At 43.8% G+C, this 18,610-nt stretch carries 18 protein-coding genes; 10 read left to right on the forward strand and 8 right to left on the reverse strand.

Annotation, left to right across the window (positions count from 1 at the left end):
- Positions 1-18: 18 nt before the first annotated feature.
- Positions 19-951 carry a quinoprotein relay system zinc metallohydrolase 2 gene (locus B2337_RS00720; RefSeq protein WP_292360507.1) on the reverse strand — a complete coding sequence of 311 codons (933 nt, stop codon included), beginning with the start codon at positions 949-951 and terminating at the stop codon, positions 19-21.
- 91 nt (positions 952-1,042) lie between these two features.
- On the opposite strand from B2337_RS00720, the gene gltX reads away from it, so the two are divergent.
- The 3 genes from gltX to B2337_RS00735 all read left to right on the forward strand — a co-directional run bounded on the left by gltX (position 1,043) and on the right by B2337_RS00735 (position 5,441).
- Positions 1,043-2,446 (forward strand): glutamate--tRNA ligase, encoded by a 1,404-nt coding sequence (gene gltX, locus B2337_RS00725; protein WP_292360505.1) that lies wholly within the window; start codon positions 1,043-1,045, stop codon positions 2,444-2,446.
- Positions 2,447-2,650: 204 nt separating this feature from the next.
- Positions 2,651-4,429 carry a methanol/ethanol family PQQ-dependent dehydrogenase gene (locus tag B2337_RS00730; RefSeq protein ID WP_292742472.1) on the forward strand — a complete coding sequence of 593 codons (1,779 nt, stop codon included), beginning with the start codon at positions 2,651-2,653 and terminating at the stop codon, positions 4,427-4,429.
- Between the two features lie 136 nt (positions 4,430-4,565).
- A complete protein-coding gene (locus tag B2337_RS00735; RefSeq protein ID WP_292360501.1) occupies positions 4,566-5,441 on the forward strand; it encodes a quinoprotein dehydrogenase-associated putative ABC transporter substrate-binding protein in 876 nt (291 codons plus the stop codon).
- Between the two features lie 41 nt (positions 5,442-5,482).
- On the opposite strand, the gene B2337_RS00740 is transcribed toward B2337_RS00735, so the two are convergent.
- The gene (locus B2337_RS00740; RefSeq protein WP_292742473.1) at positions 5,483-5,815 is read right to left on the reverse strand and encodes a DUF302 domain-containing protein; all 333 of its coding nucleotides are present in this window, start codon (positions 5,813-5,815) and stop codon (positions 5,483-5,485) included.
- Between the two features lie 201 nt (positions 5,816-6,016).
- On the opposite strand from B2337_RS00740, the gene B2337_RS00745 reads away from it, so the two are divergent.
- From B2337_RS00745 to B2337_RS00755, 3 genes are read left to right on the forward strand one after another with little or no spacing between them, the layout of a single operon-like run.
- Positions 6,017-6,700, forward strand: a complete 684-nt coding sequence (locus tag B2337_RS00745; RefSeq protein WP_292742474.1) for a hypothetical protein — start codon at positions 6,017-6,019, stop codon at positions 6,698-6,700.
- 53 nt (positions 6,701-6,753) lie between these two features.
- On the forward strand, positions 6,754-8,214 hold the full coding sequence (locus B2337_RS00750) for a sensor histidine kinase (protein ID WP_292742475.1): 1,461 nt from the start codon (positions 6,754-6,756) through the stop codon (positions 8,212-8,214).
- A gap of 8 nt (positions 8,215-8,222) precedes the next feature.
- Complete coding sequence (locus tag B2337_RS00755; RefSeq protein ID WP_292360493.1) at positions 8,223-9,602, forward strand: sigma-54-dependent transcriptional regulator; 1,380 nt, start codon at positions 8,223-8,225, stop codon at positions 9,600-9,602.
- 1 nt (position 9,603) lies between these two features.
- On the opposite strand, the gene B2337_RS00760 is transcribed toward B2337_RS00755, so the two are convergent.
- The 6 genes from B2337_RS00760 to B2337_RS00785 all read right to left on the reverse strand — a co-directional run bounded on the left by B2337_RS00760 (position 9,604) and on the right by B2337_RS00785 (position 13,780).
- Entirely contained in the window at positions 9,604-9,999 is a 396-nt protein-coding gene (locus B2337_RS00760; protein WP_292360490.1) for a ClpXP protease specificity-enhancing factor, read from the reverse strand.
- Positions 9,999-10,619: a glutathione S-transferase N-terminal domain-containing protein gene (locus B2337_RS00765; protein ID WP_292360489.1), complete on the reverse strand. Its 621-nt coding sequence runs from the start codon at positions 10,617-10,619 to the stop codon at positions 9,999-10,001. Before B2337_RS00765 ends, B2337_RS00760 begins: the two co-directional genes overlap by 1 nt.
- A gap of 33 nt (positions 10,620-10,652) precedes the next feature.
- A complete protein-coding gene (locus tag B2337_RS00770) occupies positions 10,653-11,363 on the reverse strand; it encodes a cytochrome c1 (protein ID WP_292360487.1) in 711 nt (236 codons plus the stop codon).
- Positions 11,360-12,565, reverse strand: coding sequence for a cytochrome b (locus B2337_RS00775; RefSeq protein WP_292742481.1), 1,206 nt, complete (start codon positions 12,563-12,565; stop codon positions 11,360-11,362). The genes B2337_RS00770 and B2337_RS00775 overlap by 4 nt, the downstream gene beginning before the upstream one ends.
- Before the next feature lie 5 nt (positions 12,566-12,570).
- Positions 12,571-13,167, reverse strand: coding sequence for a ubiquinol-cytochrome c reductase iron-sulfur subunit (gene petA / locus B2337_RS00780; RefSeq protein WP_339612411.1), 597 nt, complete (start codon positions 13,165-13,167; stop codon positions 12,571-12,573).
- 166 nt (positions 13,168-13,333) lie between these two features.
- A complete protein-coding gene (locus B2337_RS00785) occupies positions 13,334-13,780 on the reverse strand; it encodes a plastocyanin/azurin family copper-binding protein (RefSeq protein ID WP_292360483.1) in 447 nt (148 codons plus the stop codon).
- Between the two features lie 895 nt (positions 13,781-14,675).
- Here B2337_RS00785 and B2337_RS00790 point away from each other — a divergent pair.
- From B2337_RS00790 to nadA, 4 genes are all read left to right on the forward strand, one after another.
- The gene (locus B2337_RS00790; protein WP_292360481.1) at positions 14,676-14,942 is read left to right on the forward strand and encodes an FmdB family zinc ribbon protein; all 267 of its coding nucleotides are present in this window, start codon (positions 14,676-14,678) and stop codon (positions 14,940-14,942) included.
- Between the two features lie 7 nt (positions 14,943-14,949).
- On the forward strand, positions 14,950-15,582 hold the full coding sequence (locus tag B2337_RS00795) for a DUF502 domain-containing protein (RefSeq protein WP_292360480.1): 633 nt from the start codon (positions 14,950-14,952) through the stop codon (positions 15,580-15,582).
- A 72-nt stretch (positions 15,583-15,654) separates the two neighbouring features.
- On the forward strand, positions 15,655-17,439 hold the full coding sequence (gene aspS, locus B2337_RS00800; protein ID WP_292360478.1) for an aspartate--tRNA ligase: 1,785 nt from the start codon (positions 15,655-15,657) through the stop codon (positions 17,437-17,439).
- A gap of 40 nt (positions 17,440-17,479) precedes the next feature.
- Entirely contained in the window at positions 17,480-18,592 is a 1,113-nt protein-coding gene (gene nadA, locus B2337_RS00805; protein WP_292360477.1) for a quinolinate synthase NadA, read from the forward strand.
- Positions 18,593-18,610: the final 18 nt, after the last annotated feature.

Genomic DNA, 18,610 nt, shown 5'->3' on the forward strand with positions numbered 1-18,610 from the left:
TCTCTCTCCCGGTTATTATTATTCCCACTCTAATTCTACGAATGCAGCGGTAACATTTCGACGATGATATTCTTCAAAAAGTTTCCATTTTTCAGCTTCTTGTGTTCCTACGGCGGCGATGGCTTCTTCAATGGTTCCCATATCATTAATGATAAATCTTATTTCTTCGCGAATGGTGGTCAGATAACGAAGTAAATTTTGCCATGCCTCGGATTTCTGACCATCAAAAGCCGGTCCATGACCGGGAATAATCATCTCCGCATCAAGTTCTGTCAGCGTATTGATGGCATCAATCCAGCCATTGATACTGCCATCCAATGCCGGTATGCGCTCAACAAATAACAGATCGCCGGTCCATAAAGTACTGGTCTTAACATCGTAAACCGTTAAATCATGATCGGTATGTGCCGTGGTGTATGCGGTTAATAACAATGGGCGATTACCTAAATCAATACGCAGTGGTTTGCCGATACTGACCAGGTTGTCTGCCTCGATAAATTCAGTACCCTGATAAGCCTCTCCGAGAATCTCAGAGAACTGTTTGGCAAAATGTTGTTTTCGACTGGCCATGGCGGCCGGTAGTTTTTCATGACCTATAAATTTGGGATTATCGGCTTTAAACGCAGCATTGCCCAATATATGGTCGGGATGGACATGGGTATTAATGACATAACAGATCGGCAGATCGGTTTGCTGGCGGATGGCTTCACGCAATAATTCACCCTCACGAAAACTGCCGCCGCTATCAATAACTGCTACGCATTCATCACCAGTGATAAACCCAACATTGGCAATCGCGCCGAGATTTTCGTTATCGGCTTCTTCATGACTGCCCTGATGATAATAAACACCATCAGATACGTGCTGGAGCGGATAATTACCTGCAGCAGCATTTGAAGCTATTGCCTGCACTGGAAGAAAGCTGGAAAGCAGTAAAATCAATAAATGCATAACTCTGTCTCACTAAATGACATCTCATGAACTGTTACAATAGCGCACTTTATCGCAATCCATCTACACAGCTAGCAGAGAACTTTTGATTATGACAATTCGCACGCGTTTTGCACCCAGCCCAACCGGATATTTACATGTGGGCGGCGCTCGTACCGCTCTTTTTTCCTGGTTATATGCCAGAAAGCATGGCGGCCGCTTTGTTTTAAGGATTGAAGATACGGATCTGGAACGTTCCTCAGCAGAATCTGTTAATGCCATTCTGGAAGGTATGACCTGGATGGGATTGGATTATGACGAAGGCCCGTTTTATCAAACGCAGCGTTTTGAGCGTTACAAAGAGATTATTCAACAGTTAATGGATCAAGGCGACGCTTATTACTGTTATTGCAGTAAAGAAGAATTGGAAGCCATGCGCGAAGAGCAGCGAGCTAATAAGCAAAAACCTCGCTATGATGGACGTTGCCGTCACCTATCGACACCGCGTGAAGGGATACAGCCGGTCATTCGTTTTAAAAATCCTACTGTGGGGCAAGTTGTTGTCGAAGATGCCATTCGGGGTAATGTGGTTTTTGAGAACAGTGAGCTGGATGATTTGATTATTGCCCGTCCGGATGGCACGCCAACCTATAACCTGACAGTGGTCGTGGATGATTTGGATATGCAGATGACGCATGTCATTCGTGGGGATGATCATTTGAATAATTCACCACGACAAATCAACATTTTTAAAGCACTGGGTGCTAAACCGCCTGTCTTTGCTCATGTACCGATGATTTTAGGTGATGATGGCGCTCGTCTTTCGAAAAGACATGGAGCGGTCAGTGTGATGAGTTACCGTGATGCAGGATATCTTCCTGAAGCGTTATTGAATTATCTGGTCAGGTTGGGCTGGTCACATGGCGATCAGGAAATATTTTCGCTGGCTGAAATGACACAGTTATTTGATATTCAGGACGTTAACAAAGCAGCCTCGAGCTTTAATACCGATAAATTACTCTGGCTTAATCAGCATTACATCAAAACCAGTTCACCGGAACATGTTGCACAACATTTAAGCTGGCACATGGGCGAGTTGGGAATTGATCCAGCGAATGGGCCCTCACTGGTTGATGTTGTTGTATTGCTTCAGGAACGCGCCAAAACACTTAAAGAAATGGCGGAATCCAGTGTGTATTTTTATCGGGACGTAGATGCCTATGATGAAAAAGCCGCACAGAAAAATCTTAATGAAACCAGCTTGCCACTATTGGAAGCTGTACTGCAGGAGCTAAGCCAGCTGAATGAATGGCTGGCCGAACCGATCCATACCGTCATTAAAAATTGTGCTGAAAAACATGAGGTTGGTATGGGTAAGGTGGCTCAACCCATTCGTGTCGCCATTACCGGTAATACGGTCTCACCCTCTCTTGATGCCACGCTGCAACTCTACGGTCGTGAGCGCGCACTGGCGGCAATTGAGCGGTCGATACACTGGATCAAAGATCGTGCCTGATTTTTAGTAAAAATATAAAGTCCTTTATTTTCAATAGCTTAATTATTCGGGAAATTATTCCCGAAAACTAGATGGAAATACTCACAAAAAACTTGAGTAAAGTTCTTGACGAAGCCGGGAAGTGGGGTTAAGGTTCGTCATACGCATGAGGTTCATTCGAACAAGTCGTGACGTAAATACTAAAAAGCAATAGAGGACAACTTTATGAAGCTGAAAACATTATCAATCGCAATGATGGGGTTAGCCGCACCAGGTCTGGTCGCTGCTGATGAACTCCTTGAAATGCAAAAAAATGACAATAACTGGGTTATGCCAGCTGGTGACTACGCTAATACGCGTTACAGCGAACTGACTCAAATCACGAAAGACAACGTTAAAGATCTGAATATGGCGTGGTCTTTCTCAACAGGTGTTTTACGTGGCCACGAAGGTAATGCTTTGGTCATGGACGGCACCATGTACGTTCATACAGCGTTCCCAAACATCGTTTTCGCACTTGACCTGAACAACGATGGCGCCATCAAATGGAAATATGAGCCAAAACAAAACTACGATGAAACTGTACCAGTCATGTGCTGTGATACCGTTAACCGTGGTCTGTCTTATGGCGATGGCAAAATCTTCCTGAACCAGGCTGATACCACTCTGGTGGCATTAGATATGGAAACAGGTGAAGTGGTCTGGTCTGACAAACGTGATGATCCAAAAGTTGGTGCAACCAGCACCGCGGCGGCTCACGTATTCAAAGACAAAATCATCGTCGGTATTTCAGGTGGTGAATTTGGTGTCCGTGGTTATGTACAAGCTTACGATTTAGACGGTAACGTGCAGTACAAAGCTTACAGCGTCGGTCCTGATGATGAAATGCTGGTTGACCCGGAAAAAACCATGTCTATGCTGAAACCGGTTGGCAAGGATTCTTCATTGAAATCCTGGCAGGGCGACCAGTGGAAAATCGGTGGTGGTACCACTTGGGGTTGGTATTCTTATGACCCTGACCTGAACCAGTTCTACTATGGTACAGGTAACCCTTCTACCTGGAACCCGGTACAACGTCCAGGCGACAACAAATGGACAATGACGCTGTTTGGTCGTGATTTAGACACTGGTATGGCGAAATGGGTTTACCAAATGACCCCATACGATGAGTGGGATTATGACGGTGTAAACGAAAACATCCTGGTAGACCAGAAAATCAAAGGCAAAATGCGTAAAATGTTAGTGCATTTTGACCGTAACGGTTTTGCCTACACCATGGATCGTGAAACAGGTGAATTGCTGGTTGCTGAAAAATATGACCCAGCGGTTAACTGGGCAACTGGCGTTAACCTGAAAACCGGTCTGCCTGATCGTGTAGCGAAATACTCTACTGCACGTAACGGTGAAGACGTGAACACTACTGGTATCTGCCCTGCAGCATTGGGTACAAAAGATCAACAGCCAGCAGCGTTCTCACCACGTACCGGTCTGTTCTATGTACCAACCAACCATGTTTGCATGGACTACGAACCATTCGAAGTTGAATACGTAGCGGGTCAACCATACGTTGGTGCTACTCTGAGCATGTACCCACCAGAAGGTGATACACACTTGGGTAACTTCATTGCCTGGGATGCGCGTGAAGGTAAAATCGTCTGGTCAAACCCAGAGCGCTTCTCAGTCTGGTCAGGTGCTTTGGCAACTGCCTCTGATGTTGTGTTCTACGGCACACTGGAAGGTTACCTGAAAGCAGTTGATGCGCAATCTGGTCGTGAGCTGTGGAGATTCAAAACAGCGTCTGGCATCATCGGTAACGTCAACACCTACAAACACAACAACAAACAGTATATTTCAGTACTGTCTGGTGTAGGTGGTTGGGCTGGTATCGGTATGGCTATCCCAAGTTTGGAAAATGACTCAGACGGTCTTGGCGCAGTTGGTGCATATCGTGCACTGTCTAGCTGGACTAACCTGGGTGGTATTCTGAGCGTATTTAGCCTGTAAGACCAATAAGTGTATTAAAAATATACTTAAGTTAGACAAGAAAACCCGGTATCTTTAATAGATGCCGGGTTTTTTTTTGAACAAAAACGGCATATGAAGTGTCACACTTATTCCCATAAGAAATAAGGAAGAGAGAATGATTAAGCTACAGAAAATGGCAATCCTGGCATCGGCTTTACTGGGTGCCTCGTTTGCAGTCAATGCAGAAAATTTGAAACCTTTACCAGGTCAAGAAGTACTGAGAGTCTGCGCTGATCCAAACAACATGCCTTATTCAAATAAGAACAAGGAAGGTTTTGATAATAAAATTGCGGAGTTATTAGGTGAGCAACTGGGAATTCCAGTTGAGTATTACTGGTTTCCGCAACGAATTGGTTTTGCACGGAACACCATTAAAAAAGAACATCCAGAACGTGGTGGTTACATGTGTGACTTAGCCATGACTGTTCCAGAACATACAGATTTTATGCTGCCCACCAAACCGTATTTCAGTTCAATTGAAGCAATCGCCTATCGTAGCGGTGAAGGTTATGAAATTACGAAACTTGCCGATTTGAAAGAAGTAAATGAAAAACATGGACCACTAAAAATAGGTTTGTTTGACAGGGCTGTTTCAACTGAAGCACTTATCGAGATGGGATTGGGCGATCAGATATCTTATTATCAATTAATGAGTGGTGATGTGAATGCCAGTCCAGGAAGAGCAATTGAAGATCTAGCTGCAGGTAAAATTGATGTTATTCCAATGTGGGGACCTGTAGCAGGATACTATGCGAAGGTTTCTGATGTGCCGATTACAGTTAATCCATTAAATGAATTGGGTCAGCTGCATGTATTCAGTTTCAGCATGGCAACTCGCTACTCAAGCAGAGAATGGAATAAATTATTGAATACATTCATCGATCAGAACAAAGATAAGATTGATGCCATCATTGCTGAATATAATTTACCATCGCTTGAAAACGTCAGTCCTACACCAGCCAAAAAGCCGCGCAAGGATGACGATGATTAGTAGAACGTTCGATTAAAGTGATACCCGAAAATTAATGGTGGCTACAAAACTGTAGCCACCATTATTTTTTTCAGGTTGTCATTTATTCGTGCAGCAAACTCAGCCTGTTTTTTATCGGCAACGTTTTCGTCCATTAAACGGGTACCAATAATGACTCCATTACTACTTTCCCGAACCGTCATAATGCAGGGCATATCATTAATCAATTGTTCATTAATCAGCATCATTTCTTTTGCATAAGTAATATTGCAAAAACTGATGACAATGGATAAAGGAAAGTCTTCATCCCCGCGTTCGCGGATAGCAGAGCCTATGTCACTTTTATGAATAATTCGATAGTTGTGTTCCGATATCGCAATATTCAGGTTTTCCAAGGTTTCCTGGTAACTATAAGGGCTATTTATTTCAATTATTCGGTTAGTATTCGCAGGCTGACATGCGATAATAAAAAACAGACTGGAAATCAAAATTCCGGGAATCTTTAAGTGAGTAAATAGAGTCATAAGCAGATAAAAATAATAATTGAAATATAAGTTTAAGCATAACACCTATAAAAAATCGTGAGGTAACAAACAGTGAGAATAAATCAATACATCGTGTTTTCGCTCGGATTGATGCTGCTGTTAACTGGTAAAGCGTTTGCAGCTCCGGGTATGTCAGAGATTAATAATGAGTTATTTGATAAGTCCCACCTTAAAAACATCGACCAGCCAGGCGTGTTGGAATATAAATTTACTAAAACCAGCTTTGTTGATGGTGATTACACCGATACCATTGATGTCATTGTTAAAAATATTCGTAATACCGGCCGAGCGGATACCTACTTTGAATTTTTTACCGGTCAGAACAAACGTCCATATCAGGAACGGTTAGATCAACGTGGTAATAGTGTATTCGTTTTATTTCTGGAATATGACGTACATGAAATGAAGCGTTTAACAGGTGGTGAATGGCGGTATTTCCAACGTTTATTACGTTGGTCATTTGCGGAAGGTGCTGATAAAAAACAGGTTGAAGTAGATTACAACGGTGACAAAGTAAAAGCATGGCAATATACCGTGCAACCTTATATTAATGACCCCAAGAATGATCGTTATAAACTGTATTCTTCGAAGTATTATATTTTTACCTTATCAGAAGAAATTCCAGGTGAAATTTACGAGATAAAAACGGTCGTTCCTGATGGTAAAACCTGGAAGGAAGGTGAGGCGGTTTTAGTCGAAGAGAAAGTTACCTTTACTGGGTTTAAGCCTGAATAACGTGGCACTTCTATGAATATTCTTAAAACGGGCCATTGAGCCCGTTTTTTTAGATGAAAAGAATCTTTAAAAAGCTTCAATCCATACAAGGTGCTTTGCGGTTCCATGAACTGAGTTTTGTGGTGCTGATTGTCATGACGGCCCTCATGAGTTTTAACTGGGCTTTAGCCTGGCAAAAAAGTTCAGAAGAATCCCTTCGCTTGAGTTCAATGAACACGCATGTGCAACATTTGCGTGGCGATCTTTATCGTCAGCTCAAGGAAGTCTTTGATGTTGTCTTTCTTAACGATGTCCTGGCTATTGAAGAGTATTATCAATTTCGCAATCAGATAGATAGCTATTTGTTACGGTTGAAAGTATTAGCGCAGACACCCACGGAAGAAATTCTGATTGTCAGAATTGAGTATGCCTATAACAAGTTTTATCAGGAAACCAGCCGATTTCTAGATTTGGAAGAATTAAGCTCTGAAGACAAGGTTTGGCTTGATGAGCAGCTTGAAGAACAAACCTTCCGCCAGCTTGAAATGGTTTTCAGTGATATTGAGGACTATCTGAAACAACAGCAGTTGCAATTAACCGCTTCTGATGAACGTATGTTCGGCAAGATGATTCTCAGTGAAGCACTGCCAATCATATTGGCGCTGATTTTGCTCAGTATCTCCAAATGGTTTGTGCGTCGCAATATGCTGGCCCCGCTCAGAAATGTCACCAAAGGCGCTAAAATAATCAGTACGGGAGACTTTAAACATCATATCCCGTTAAAAGGCCTGGAAGAACTGCAGCGACTGTCGCAGGCTATTAATAGCATGGCAGATGAATTAGCCAGTAACAGAGATCAGTTAATTGAAACCAAAAAACAAGCTGCTTTAGGTGAGTTAGTACCGTTGGTTGCACATAATATTCGTAATCCCTTGGCGGGTATTCGTGCTGCTGCACAGGTATCGATTGACGAGGCGAATGAAGAAAGCCGCGCTGTTCTGAAAGACATCATCATTGCTGTCGACAGGTTGGAAAATTGGGTGACTTCCTTATTGATGTATTTACACCCCTTAAAGCCACATATGATCGAGGTTACCTTAACGGAACTGACAGATAATGCATTGTCCTTAATAGAGTTGCAGCTAACCGAGAAATCGATTCAATTAAATCGTCATGGGTGGCAGCAAGCAGCCAGGCAGATCAATATGGATAATAATCTGATGGAGCAGGCTATTTTTAATTTGATTCAGAATGCAATTGAAGCTGCTCCGGTTGATTCATCTATCAATATTCATTATTGGGAAACCCCTCAAATGATCGGTTTACATATTGATGATCAGGGGAGTGGTTTTTCTCATAAGCCGGATGAAAAAAACAGCCAATTACATAAAAAATTGAGTTATGGGCTGGGAATTCCATTCGCACAAAAAGTCATTAAACAACATCATGGCGATTTAGCATTTGAGACAAATTCTCATGGTGGTGCGAGAGTATCACTGACCTTGCACGTTAATGATAAACAGGCAAATAAATAGGATGTTCTATGCTTAATTTCTTATTGATAGAGGATGAAAGTCTGTTTGCCAAGTCTGTTAAGCGCAGACTTGAACGGGAAGGTCATCACGCCAAAATTGCAGATAACATCAGTACAGGCCAAAAATTATTACAGAGTGAATCTCCGGATATTTTACTGTTGGATGTCAGGCTCCCGGATGGTAATGGTCTGGATTTATTGACAGAAATTCGTGCTGAGGGGCATCCCATGGCAACGCTGCCTGTTATCGTGATGACGGCATACGGGGAGTTGGAAGATGCTGTCAGTGCTATGAAATTTGGCGCTTCTGATTATCTGAAAAAGCCAGTAGATCTCGATGAATTAATGCTGACAATCGATAAAGTAGTACATAACCATGCCATTCGCCGTCAGCTGGATTTTTCAGAGCAGCGCGCCCAAAAAACACAGCAGCTGATCAATCTCATTGGCAGCAGTCAACAGATTATGACTATTCGGAATCAGGCCAAGCAGCTTTCTGAACTGATGGACAAAAATAAAGATACCACTCCAGTGGTCTTAATCACTGGTGAGACGGGGAGTGGGAAAGGTGTATTAGCACGGTATTTTCATCAAATCAGTCATCGATATGACCGACCTTTCGTCAATGTGGATTGTGCTGCTTTGCCTGATGACGCTGTAGAGGCTGAGTTGTTTGGCCAGGAAAGCTATTATAGCCTTAATGAGGCATCAAAAGCTCGGCCTGGACTTATCGAAGTAGCTGAAGATGGTACGCTTTTTCTTGATGAAATTGCTGAGTTATCGTTGTCTGCCCAAACTAAGCTACTTAATGTAATTGAAAGGCGACAATTACGCAGACTGGGGTCAACAAGAGAAATACCGGTAAACTCGCATGTTATTGTTTCAACCAATCGTGATCTGCACCAGTTAGTTGCTTCCGGGGAATTCCGTGCAGACCTTTACTTCCGCCTGAATGTCGTTGAGATAACACTACCTCCTCTAAGGCATCGACAGCAGGATATAGCGGAGCTGGCACAGTTTTTCATCGAACAATTCGCTAAACGCTATGGCGTTGAACAGCCAAGATTGGCTTATGATGCCATGCGTCAAATGCAACAATATGACTGGCCGGGCAATATCAGGGAGTTGGAAAATGTGCTTGAACGAGCAGTTATGCTATGCAAGCAAAGTATCATTGAGTTTGACGATCTGCTATTGAGACCTTTCAGCCAGAATGATAATTCTGAAAAGGTCTTACCAGAGATAGAAAAAATGACGATGGATCAAGTTGAGAAATATTTACTTGAAAGTGCTCTGAACCGGAGCTCTGGTAATGTTTCGCGGGCGGCCAGGCAGCTTGGGCTGACTCGTATGGCCATGCGTTATCGTATGGAAAAATACAAACTATAAATTATTTGACCAGTTTCAAACTGGGTTTGCCGTTTGTCGTTTTAGTTGGTTCGACTGATGGTGGAGTCGGAGGAGTAGGGTTTTCTTCCTCAGGAAAGAACATGCCTTCATTATTTTCCTTGCCATAAATAGCCTGAATAGCAATTACCGGAATAAATAAGTCCATTGCCTTGCCAGAAAATCTGGCTGAAAAGCTCACCCACTCATTATCCATATTCAGACCACTAATTGCATCAGGGGCCAGATTCAATACAATGCGGGCATCTCGGATGTATTGTTCAGGAACGACCACACCTTCATGGTTTGTATTGACCAATAAATAAGGGGTAGATTGATTGTCGAGTAACCATTGGTAAATGGCCCTTATCAGATAAGGTTTTTGTGAAGACATGCTCATTAGCGCATTCCTCTCTCCGCTGTGCTCAGGCTCGCTTGAAATGTGGCTCTATCAAATATTTTCTGCGCATAACGTTCAACAGCGATGGCCGAATCAGGCAGTTTAATACCCAAATGAGGCAGACGCCATAATAATGGGGCTATATAGCAGTCTATCAACGAAAATTCATCGCTCATCAGATAGTCATATTGCTCAAATAGCGGAGCCAGAACAGTCAGATCTTCACGTAAAGTCTTTTTTGCTTTAGTGGCCGGGGATTTATCCCGCCCTGATAATTGTGGCCACATTGCAAGCCAGTCGGTTTCCAGGCGATGTAACATCAGTCGCATTTGAGCTCGGGCCCCAGGGTCATTGGGCATTAACGATGGGTGCGGGAAACGTTCGTCAAGATATTCCATAATGATTGGGGAATGAAATATCACAATGTCCCGATCAAACAATGTAGGACCCTGCCCGTAGGGATTCGCTGAAGCAACTTCTTCGGGCCAGTGGCCGTCAACAAGTTCTACAAGCTGGCATTCAATTTGTTTTTCTTGAACGACGATGCGGGTCTGGTGACTGAATGGACATTGTGCATCCGAGTACAATGTCATCAGTGGTTTACGATTACGTGTTGTCATTAGCAGTACTGCTTATTATTTCTGAATGTAGCGTTAGTGAACGTCTTTCCAGTAAGCTTTTTTCAGTGCCAATGCGATAACAAAGAAGATCGCAAGATAGAGTAAAACCCACTTACCTAACGCTAATCGCTGTAATTTGGATGGTTCACTGATATAGGCAAGAAAGTTGACCAGATCTCGACTCATCATATCGTATTGTCGAGGAGTCAGCGCACCTTCTTGTGCAACACTGAGATGACCGTCTTCACCCAATGCCTGATAACCCTGTTGTTCCCAGAGTACATGTGGCATGCCCACATCTTTAAACGCAAGGTTGTTGGTACCCATCGGACGACTGTTATCCAGATAGAAAGTACGTAAATAGGTATATAACCAATCTGTACCCCGCGCACGTGCAATGACAGATAAGTCTGGTGGTGCTACACCAAACCATTTTTTTGCATCTTCGGGGCGCATTGCAATTTGCATCGTTTCACCGATCTTATCAGTGGTAAACATTAGATTGTCGGTAACCTGCTCATCGGTTAAACCCAAATCTTTTGCCATACGGTTATAACGCATCAACGATGCTCCATGACAACTCAGGCAATAATTCATAAAGGTGTGAGCGCCACGCTGTAATGAGGCTTTATCGGTCAAATCAATATCTACTTGATCCAGTTTGGATGACGGACCGGCCGCAATGGCGAGTGTCGAGAACAGACTGAATATCGAAATGAAAGCTGCTAAAGTCAGATTTCTCATTTGGTCGTCACCCTTTCTGGTACAGGTTTATCTTTATCAAATGCCGTATAGATAGGCATCAGGAGAAAGAAAGCAAAATACAGAACCGTAAATATTTGTGCCAGCAAGGTGTAAAGCGATGTTGCTGGCTGAGTTCCCAGGTAACCTAAGGCTAAGAAGCTGATAACAAAAACTACCAGAGCCGTACGGAAATAAGGACCTCTATAGCGTATCGAACGGGTTTTGCTCCGATCCAGCCATGGCAACAGGAACAGCATGACAATTGCCAGGCCCATAGCAATAACACCAAACAGCTTATCCGGTACTGCACGCAAAATGGCATAAAACGGTGTGAAATACCATAAAGGCACAATATGTTCCGGGGTTTTTAAAGGATCTGCCGGAATAAAGTTATCCTTTTCAAGGAACCAGCCGCCGAATTCTGGCAGATAGAACAGCACCAGAGAGAATATAAACAGGAATACCACTACGCCCACCAGATCTTTTACCGTGTAATAAGGGTGGAACGGAATGCCATCTAAAGGTTTACCGTTTTCGTCTTTGTGTTTTTTGATTTCTACACCGTCAGGATTGTTTGAACCCACTTCATGCAGAGCGAGGATATGGGCAACAACCAAACCTAATAAGACGATAGGCAAGGCTATGACATGCATGGCAAAAAAGCGGTTTAATGTGGCATCAGCGACAACGTAATCACCACGAATCCATAAAGCAAGATCTTCACCAATAACCGGTAAAGCGCCAAACAAAGAGATAATAACCTGAGCACCCCAGTAAGACATTTGTCCCCAAGGTAACAAATACCCCATAAAAGCTTCGGCCATTAACACGACATACAGAAGCATGCCGAAGATCCATATTAATTCACGGGGTTGTTTATAGGAACCATACATCAATCCACGGAACATATGCAGGTAGATAACGACAAAGAATGCTGAAGCCCCGGTGGAATGCAGGTAACGAATTAACCAGCCCCACTCTACGTCTCGCATAATGTATTCAACCGAAGCAAAGGCGAGCTCTGCATCCGGTTTATAGTTCATGGTTAAAAATATGCCGGTAACAATCTGTAAAACCAGAATCAATAAAGCCAGAGAACCAAAGAAATACCAGAAATTAAAGTTTTTTGGTGCGTAATATTCTGAAAGGTGTTCCTTCCACATTTTGGTCGCAGGAAAGCGAGCATCAATCCAATCCATCATAGACATTATGCGGCTCCTTGGGCGTCTTCACCAACAATAACAACATTGTCACCCTGGAAATGATAAGGGGGCACTTCAAGATTGGTCGGTGCAGGAACACCCTGGTAAACACGGCCAGCCAAATCAAAACGAGAGCCATGACAAGGGCAGAAGAAACCGCCTTTCCAATTGGCACCCAGATCATTAGGGGCTATTTCTGGACGGTAGGTTGGTGAGCAACCCAAATGTGTACATATTCCCACCATGACCATAACTTCTTTTCGGATCGAGCGTGTTTCGTTCTGCGCATATTCAGGTTGCTGGGTTTGTTCACTCTGTGGATCGCGCAACTCATCGTTCAAGGTGACGAGAGTGTTTAACACTTCTTCGGTACGGCGGAAAATCCAAACCGGTTTGCCACGCCACTCGACAGTCAATAATTGACCGGGTTCAAGTTGGCTGATGTCAATTTGCACCGGGGCACCGGCAGCTTCTGCTTTAGCGCTTGGCGCAATGGAAGAAACAAAAGGAATGGCAACAGCCACCGCACCGGCACCGCCTACTACACTAGCTGCGGCGGTTAAAAACCGTCTTTTGCCAGTATCTATAGAGTCGCTCATCAGATGAATATCCCCTGATATGTTATTTAATGTGAATCCAGCAGAGCATCAATGTCTCGGGATTGCTGAGATAAAACCAGTAAATTCTAGCATAGCAAGGAAGTTTTTGGATCAAAAAAGCCCGCATTTTTATGCGGGCTTTTAGGAGTACTTCTAGAGGAGTATAGACTTACTCTGCAGTAGCCTGTTCTACTTTTTTAACTAAACGACGTAATGCGCCTTTAGGTTTTGAGTCTACAATGGCTTGCAAATTAGTCGGTTCGCCTACAATGATCGCGCCGCCCATACCGGCACCCCAGTGAGGGTCACACTTGTAAAGGTAAACACCTTCTACAGTCAATGGTTTGGTTTGGTAGTTTTCACCCATTTGTGACATGAAACCTTCAGCGCCTTCAGGAATGAATTCTTGCTCACCACTTGAATCAGTAAAAGTAGTATTTACCAGGTGACCATTCATTTGTTGCCAGGAAACAGTGTCACCCGGAGCGATTTTGACAACCAAAGGATCAAAAGCAGTCAAACTTGCGTTAACAACATGATTCTCAGCCATTGCAGCAGCAGAAAATAAAGATGCTGCGCCAATTGCTGCTGTCAAAAGTGATTTACCATATTTCATGAATATTTCCTCTCTTTATTGAGTTATTTGCCTCAGTGCGGTGCCAGTTTCCCATAGTGAACCTGAACCCACACTGAACACATTTAGCCACGTGTTTTAACACGTAATTTTCTTGGCAATACCAGCACAAAAACGTCCAACTATACTGACTGTTTGGGGGATATGTCCATGCTAAATCGAAAATTTGTGTCATATAACACAATGGTTATTCCATCTGTCAGTGCTGGGCAACTTCCTGAAATATATAGCGATGATTGCTAGGGTCTGTTGATCTTTCATAGCCGCCTCTGTTGTGACTGAAAATGCACCAATCAAGGCGCGAGGAATGTCGTTTGTGAGATACATCCGTGTATCTTACCCCTTCGGGGCTGACGCTCAAAAACGCTCCCGACGTTTTTGTAGTCGTTCTAAATAAATGACGAGTAACGCAGAGTGGTGGATTTTCAGCCACAACCCGAAGGGCTGGGACTATTTTTCCGCCCCACGGTGTTGGAAATGACTTATGTAGAACAACTACATCGCATCATTTCCGCCTTGTTGGACGAAAAAATAGCCTCCAGCAGTGGTGGCTCTGAAAGATCAACAGACCCTAGATAAGAATGGAGATTAATGGATGGTTTTCCTGTGTTTTTAACCTCAACATTATCAGCGTCGGGTACGAAGATCTGAAACCGATATTATGAAAACATATTGGGTGCCGGTAAGCGCTTAGAGGTTATAAAATAAGATGCATCATATAAGTTTAAGTGCTTTCAGAATTCTCTGTGAAAATGCCAGAGACTGAAAGAGTAATTTTTCGGTATAATCAAGCGCTTTGAAAGCTTGAAACAAATATTTCTTGCCGCATTTATAAGCAGCGCTGTTTGTTGATTCATTATTTAGGGAGTAAAACCTCATGCCGTTTTATGAATATCGCTGTGATGCCTGTAATCATAATTTTGAAGCATTGCAAAAGATCAGTGATGATGCGCTGGTGGATTGTCCGGCCTGTAATCAACCCAGCCTGAAAAAACTTATATCAGCGGCGGGTTTCCGTCTCAAAGGGCAGGGCTGGTATGAAACCGATTTTAAATCGGGTACTAAACGTAACCTTGCTGAAAGTGGTTCTTCAGAGAGTGCCTCTTCTGCGGGTCATACCTGCGGAACTGGATGCAGTCATTAAGTTTTAAATGCGAAAATACCTAATAGCAGGCCTGCTGGTCTGGATGCCGCTCGGCATTACCTTTCTGGTAGTCCGGGCCATTGTTGGTTTTTTAGATAAGAGTTTATTACTCTTGCCGGATGCTTTTCAGCCAGATAGGCTGCTGGGCTTTAATATTCCCGGATTGGGAGTCGTTCTGGCGGTGGTCATGGTATTAGTCACCGGCATGATAATGGCCAATTTATTAGGTCGCAGATTAGTCGTTTTCTGGGAGTCCCAGCTAGCGAGGATCCCGCTGGTCAGAACAATTTATTCTGCGATTAAACAAATTATGGAAGCGGTGTTGGCGACAGACGCCAAATCGTTTCGCAAAGTATTGCTGGTTGAATACCCGCGTAAAGGTGTCTGGAGTCTGGCATTTATGACTTCAAATGATTTAGGTGAAGTGCAGGATAAGACGATTGCCAATGTTATCAGCGTTTTTATTCCGACCACGCCAAATCCGACCTCCGGGTTTGTGTTGATGGTGCCGGAATCAGATGTGATTGAATTGGATATGTCTGTCGAAGAAGGTCTGAAAATGATTATTTCGATGGGCGTTGTGGTGCCAAATTCAGAGGCATATCGAAAAAAAGTTCAGCAACAGCACAGCGTAGAATAAAAATTTCGGACATCTTTCGTCTATATGAAAGGTGTAGTGTTAAACAGTATTTTTTGGAATGTTGGAATAATTATGCGTAGCCATTACTGCGGCGATGTAAACGAAACTTTGATTGAACAAACGGTAACGGTTGCAGGTTGGATGCATCGTCGCCGGGATCACGGCGGTGTGATCTTTATTGATTTACGGGATCGCGAAGGTCTGGTGCAAATCGTCTGTAATCCGGAAGATGCCGAAAGCTTTGCCGTTGCAGAGAAAGTCCGCAGTGAATATGTATTGCAGATTGAAGGTGTCGTAAATCCGCGTCCTGCTGGCAGTGAAAACACTGATCTGAAAAGTGGCAAAATCGAAATTATCGCCAAGCGGGTCACTATTCTGAATAGTTCTGAAACGCCACCTTTCCCGTTGACAGAACAGGCCGAAGTCAATGAAGACATTCGCCTGCGTCATCGTTATATTGATTTACGTCGCCCCGAAATGCTGCAAAAGCTGCGTTTCCGTTCGCAGATTATCCGTCAGTTGCGTCAGTATCTGGATAATCATGGCTTTATGGATATAGAAACACCGATCCTGACCAAAGCCACTCCCGAAGGTGCACGTGATTATCTGGTACCTAGCCGTACGCATCCGGGTGACTTTTTTGCATTGCCACAATCTCCACAGTTATTTAAACAACTACTGATGGTCGCTGGCATGGATCGTTATTATCAAGTCGTGCGTTGTTTCCGTGATGAAGATTTGCGCGCTGACCGTCAGCCCGAATTTACTCAGTTGGATATTGAAACCTCTTTTGTTGAAGAAGAGGACTTAATGCAGTTAATGGAAGACATGATCCGTGACCTGTTTGCCAATGTCCTGGAACAACCTCTTCCAAACCCTTTCCCCCGGATGACTTATGCGGAAGCCATGGATCGTTATGGCAGTGATAAACCGGACCTGCGAATTGATTTGGAACTGGTTGAAGTCAGTGATCTGATGCAAGCGGTTGATTTCAAAGTGTTCTCGGCACCGGCTAATGATGACAATGGGCGAGTTGCTGCATTACGCGTTCCCGGTGGTAATTCACTTAGCCGTAAAGAAATTGATGATTACACCAAGTTTGTCAGTATTTACGGAGCCAAAGGTCTGGCTTACATCAAGGTCAATGATATTGATGTGGGACGTGAAGGCTTGCAGTCACCGATTCTGAAATTCCTGCCGGATGACGTGGTAGAGGCGATTCTGCAAAGAACCGGTGCTGAATCAGGAGATTTAGTGTTTTTTGGTGCTGATAAAGCTTCCATTGTGAATGAATCTTTAGGTGCATTGCGTGTCAAAATCGGGCATGACCTGAATATGGTTGAACATGGCTGGCGCCCATTATGGGTGGTTGAGTTCCCGATGTTTGAATGGGATGAGAAAACCCAGCGCTGGTATGCCTTGCATCATCCGTTTACTGCGCCGCGTGAATCAGATATTGATTTATTAAGCAACGATCCGGGCAAGTGTCTGTCTCGTGCTTATGACATGGTGTTAAATGGTACAGAGTTGGGCGGTGGTTCAATTCGTATTCATAAAACTGATGTTCAGCAAAAAGTATTTGAAATGCTGGGGATACCGGCGGAAGAAGCAGAAGAGAAATTTGGCTTTTTACTGCAGGCATTAAAATACGGTTGCCCACCACATGGTGGTTTGGCCTTTGGCTTGGATCGTCTGGCGATGTTGATGACCGGTTCTGCCTCGATTCGTGATGTAATGGCCTTCCCTAAAACGCAATCAGCAGCCTGTCTGTTGACCAATGCACCAAGTGCTGTAAGCGATGAGCAACTGAAAGAGTTGAATATTCGTTTACGTAAAGTGCCGACAGTTGACTCCTGAGTTATCACTCAGATCAACTTGATTTTAAGAGGAAAGCGAAGTGGCTACAAAACTAGCAGCAACGGCAATCCCGTTTGAACACTATTTCTCAATAGATGATGAGGCCTGCGATCAACGTATCGCTGAGGCTAAACAAAAGTTGGGTGATGACCTTGTGATTTTAGGTCACCATTACCAACGCAATGAAGTCTTCAAACACGCAGATTATTCGGGTGACTCACTGAAATTATCCCGTAATGCCGCTGAGTCAGATGCTCAGTACATTGTTTTCTGTGGTGTGCATTTTATGGCGGAAGTAGCGGACATTCTTTCCCGTCCCGATCAAATTGCGATTTTGCCTGATATGGCGGCCGGTTGCTCAATGGCGGATATGGCGAATCGGGTTAATGTTGATCGGGCCTGGCAGGAAATGAGTGAAGTGCTGGATCCGGACGAAATGATCACGCCGATCACCTACATTAACTCGGCAGCAGACCTGAAATCCTTTTGCGGAAAACATGGTGGCATAGTTTGCACTTCTACCAATGCCCCACATGTTTTGGACTGGGCATTCGCCCAGCGTGAAAAAGTACTGTTTTTTCCTGATCAGCATTTAGGGCGTAATACCGGTTATAAAATGGGCATTCCACTTGAAGAGATGGTGGTGTGGGATTTTGATAAGCCACTGGGTGGTTTGACGCCGGAAGCATTGAAAAAAGCCAAGATCATATTGTGGAAAGGCTTCTGCTCAGTACACCAGATGTTCCAGCCGCAACAAATTGATAATTTTCTGGAAAAATATCCGGAAACCAAAGTGATTTCCCATCCGGAATGCAGTTTTGAAGTCTGCCAGAAATCGGATTATGTGGGATCAACCGAATATATTGTGAATACTATTGCCAATAGTGAACCCAATACCCGTTGGTTGGTGGGTACGGAATTGAATCTGGTGAATCGTTTACATGAACGTTTCCAGGATCAGGGTAAATCGGTACATTTCATGTCGCCAACGGTGTGCATGTGTTCAACCATGTTCCGCGTTGATCCTCAGCATTTATTATGGGTATTGGAAAATCTGGTAGAAGGTCATGTCGTCAATCAGGTATCAGTGGATCCGGTGACTGCTAAAGAAGCCAAACTGGCGCTGGACCGGATGCTCGCTTTACCGATTTAAAACAGGAGATAGCGCGTT

It is taken from the genome of Methylophaga sp. UBA3192 (genome assembly GCA_002363955.1).
Taxonomy (GTDB): Bacteria; Pseudomonadota; Gammaproteobacteria; order Nitrosococcales; family Methylophagaceae; genus Methylophaga.

Bases quoted from the DNA above. Each gene is read 5' to 3' on its own strand.
- B2337_RS00750 (WP_292742475.1), top strand. From the start codon at position 6,754: ATGAAAAGAATCTTTAAAAAGCTTCAATCCATACAAGGTGCTTTGCGG.
- B2337_RS00785 (WP_292360483.1), bottom strand. From the start codon at position 13,780: ATGAAATATGGTAAATCACTTTTGACAGCAGCAATTGGCGCAGCATCT.
- aspS (WP_292360478.1), top strand. From the start codon at position 15,655: ATGCGTAGCCATTACTGCGGCGATGTAAACGAAACTTTGATTGAACAA.
- B2337_RS00730 (WP_292742472.1), top strand. From the start codon at position 2,651: ATGAAGCTGAAAACATTATCAATCGCAATGATGGGGTTAGCCGCACCA.
- B2337_RS00790 (WP_292360481.1), top strand. From the start codon at position 14,676: ATGCCGTTTTATGAATATCGCTGTGATGCCTGTAATCATAATTTTGAA.
- B2337_RS00795 (WP_292360480.1), top strand. From the start codon at position 14,950: ATGCGAAAATACCTAATAGCAGGCCTGCTGGTCTGGATGCCGCTCGGC.
- B2337_RS00760 (WP_292360490.1), bottom strand. From the start codon at position 9,999: ATGAGCATGTCTTCACAAAAACCTTATCTGATAAGGGCCATTTACCAA.
- B2337_RS00755 (WP_292360493.1), top strand. From the start codon at position 8,223: ATGCTTAATTTCTTATTGATAGAGGATGAAAGTCTGTTTGCCAAGTCT.
- B2337_RS00770 (WP_292360487.1), bottom strand. From the start codon at position 11,363: ATGAGAAATCTGACTTTAGCAGCTTTCATTTCGATATTCAGTCTGTTC.
- B2337_RS00765 (WP_292360489.1), bottom strand. From the start codon at position 10,619: ATGACAACACGTAATCGTAAACCACTGATGACATTGTACTCGGATGCA.
- B2337_RS00775 (WP_292742481.1), bottom strand. From the start codon at position 12,565: ATGATGGATTGGATTGATGCTCGCTTTCCTGCGACCAAAATGTGGAAG.
- B2337_RS00735 (WP_292360501.1), top strand. From the start codon at position 4,566: ATGATTAAGCTACAGAAAATGGCAATCCTGGCATCGGCTTTACTGGGT.
- gltX (WP_292360505.1), top strand. From the start codon at position 1,043: ATGACAATTCGCACGCGTTTTGCACCCAGCCCAACCGGATATTTACAT.
- B2337_RS00720 (WP_292360507.1), bottom strand. From the start codon at position 951: ATGCATTTATTGATTTTACTGCTTTCCAGCTTTCTTCCAGTGCAGGCA.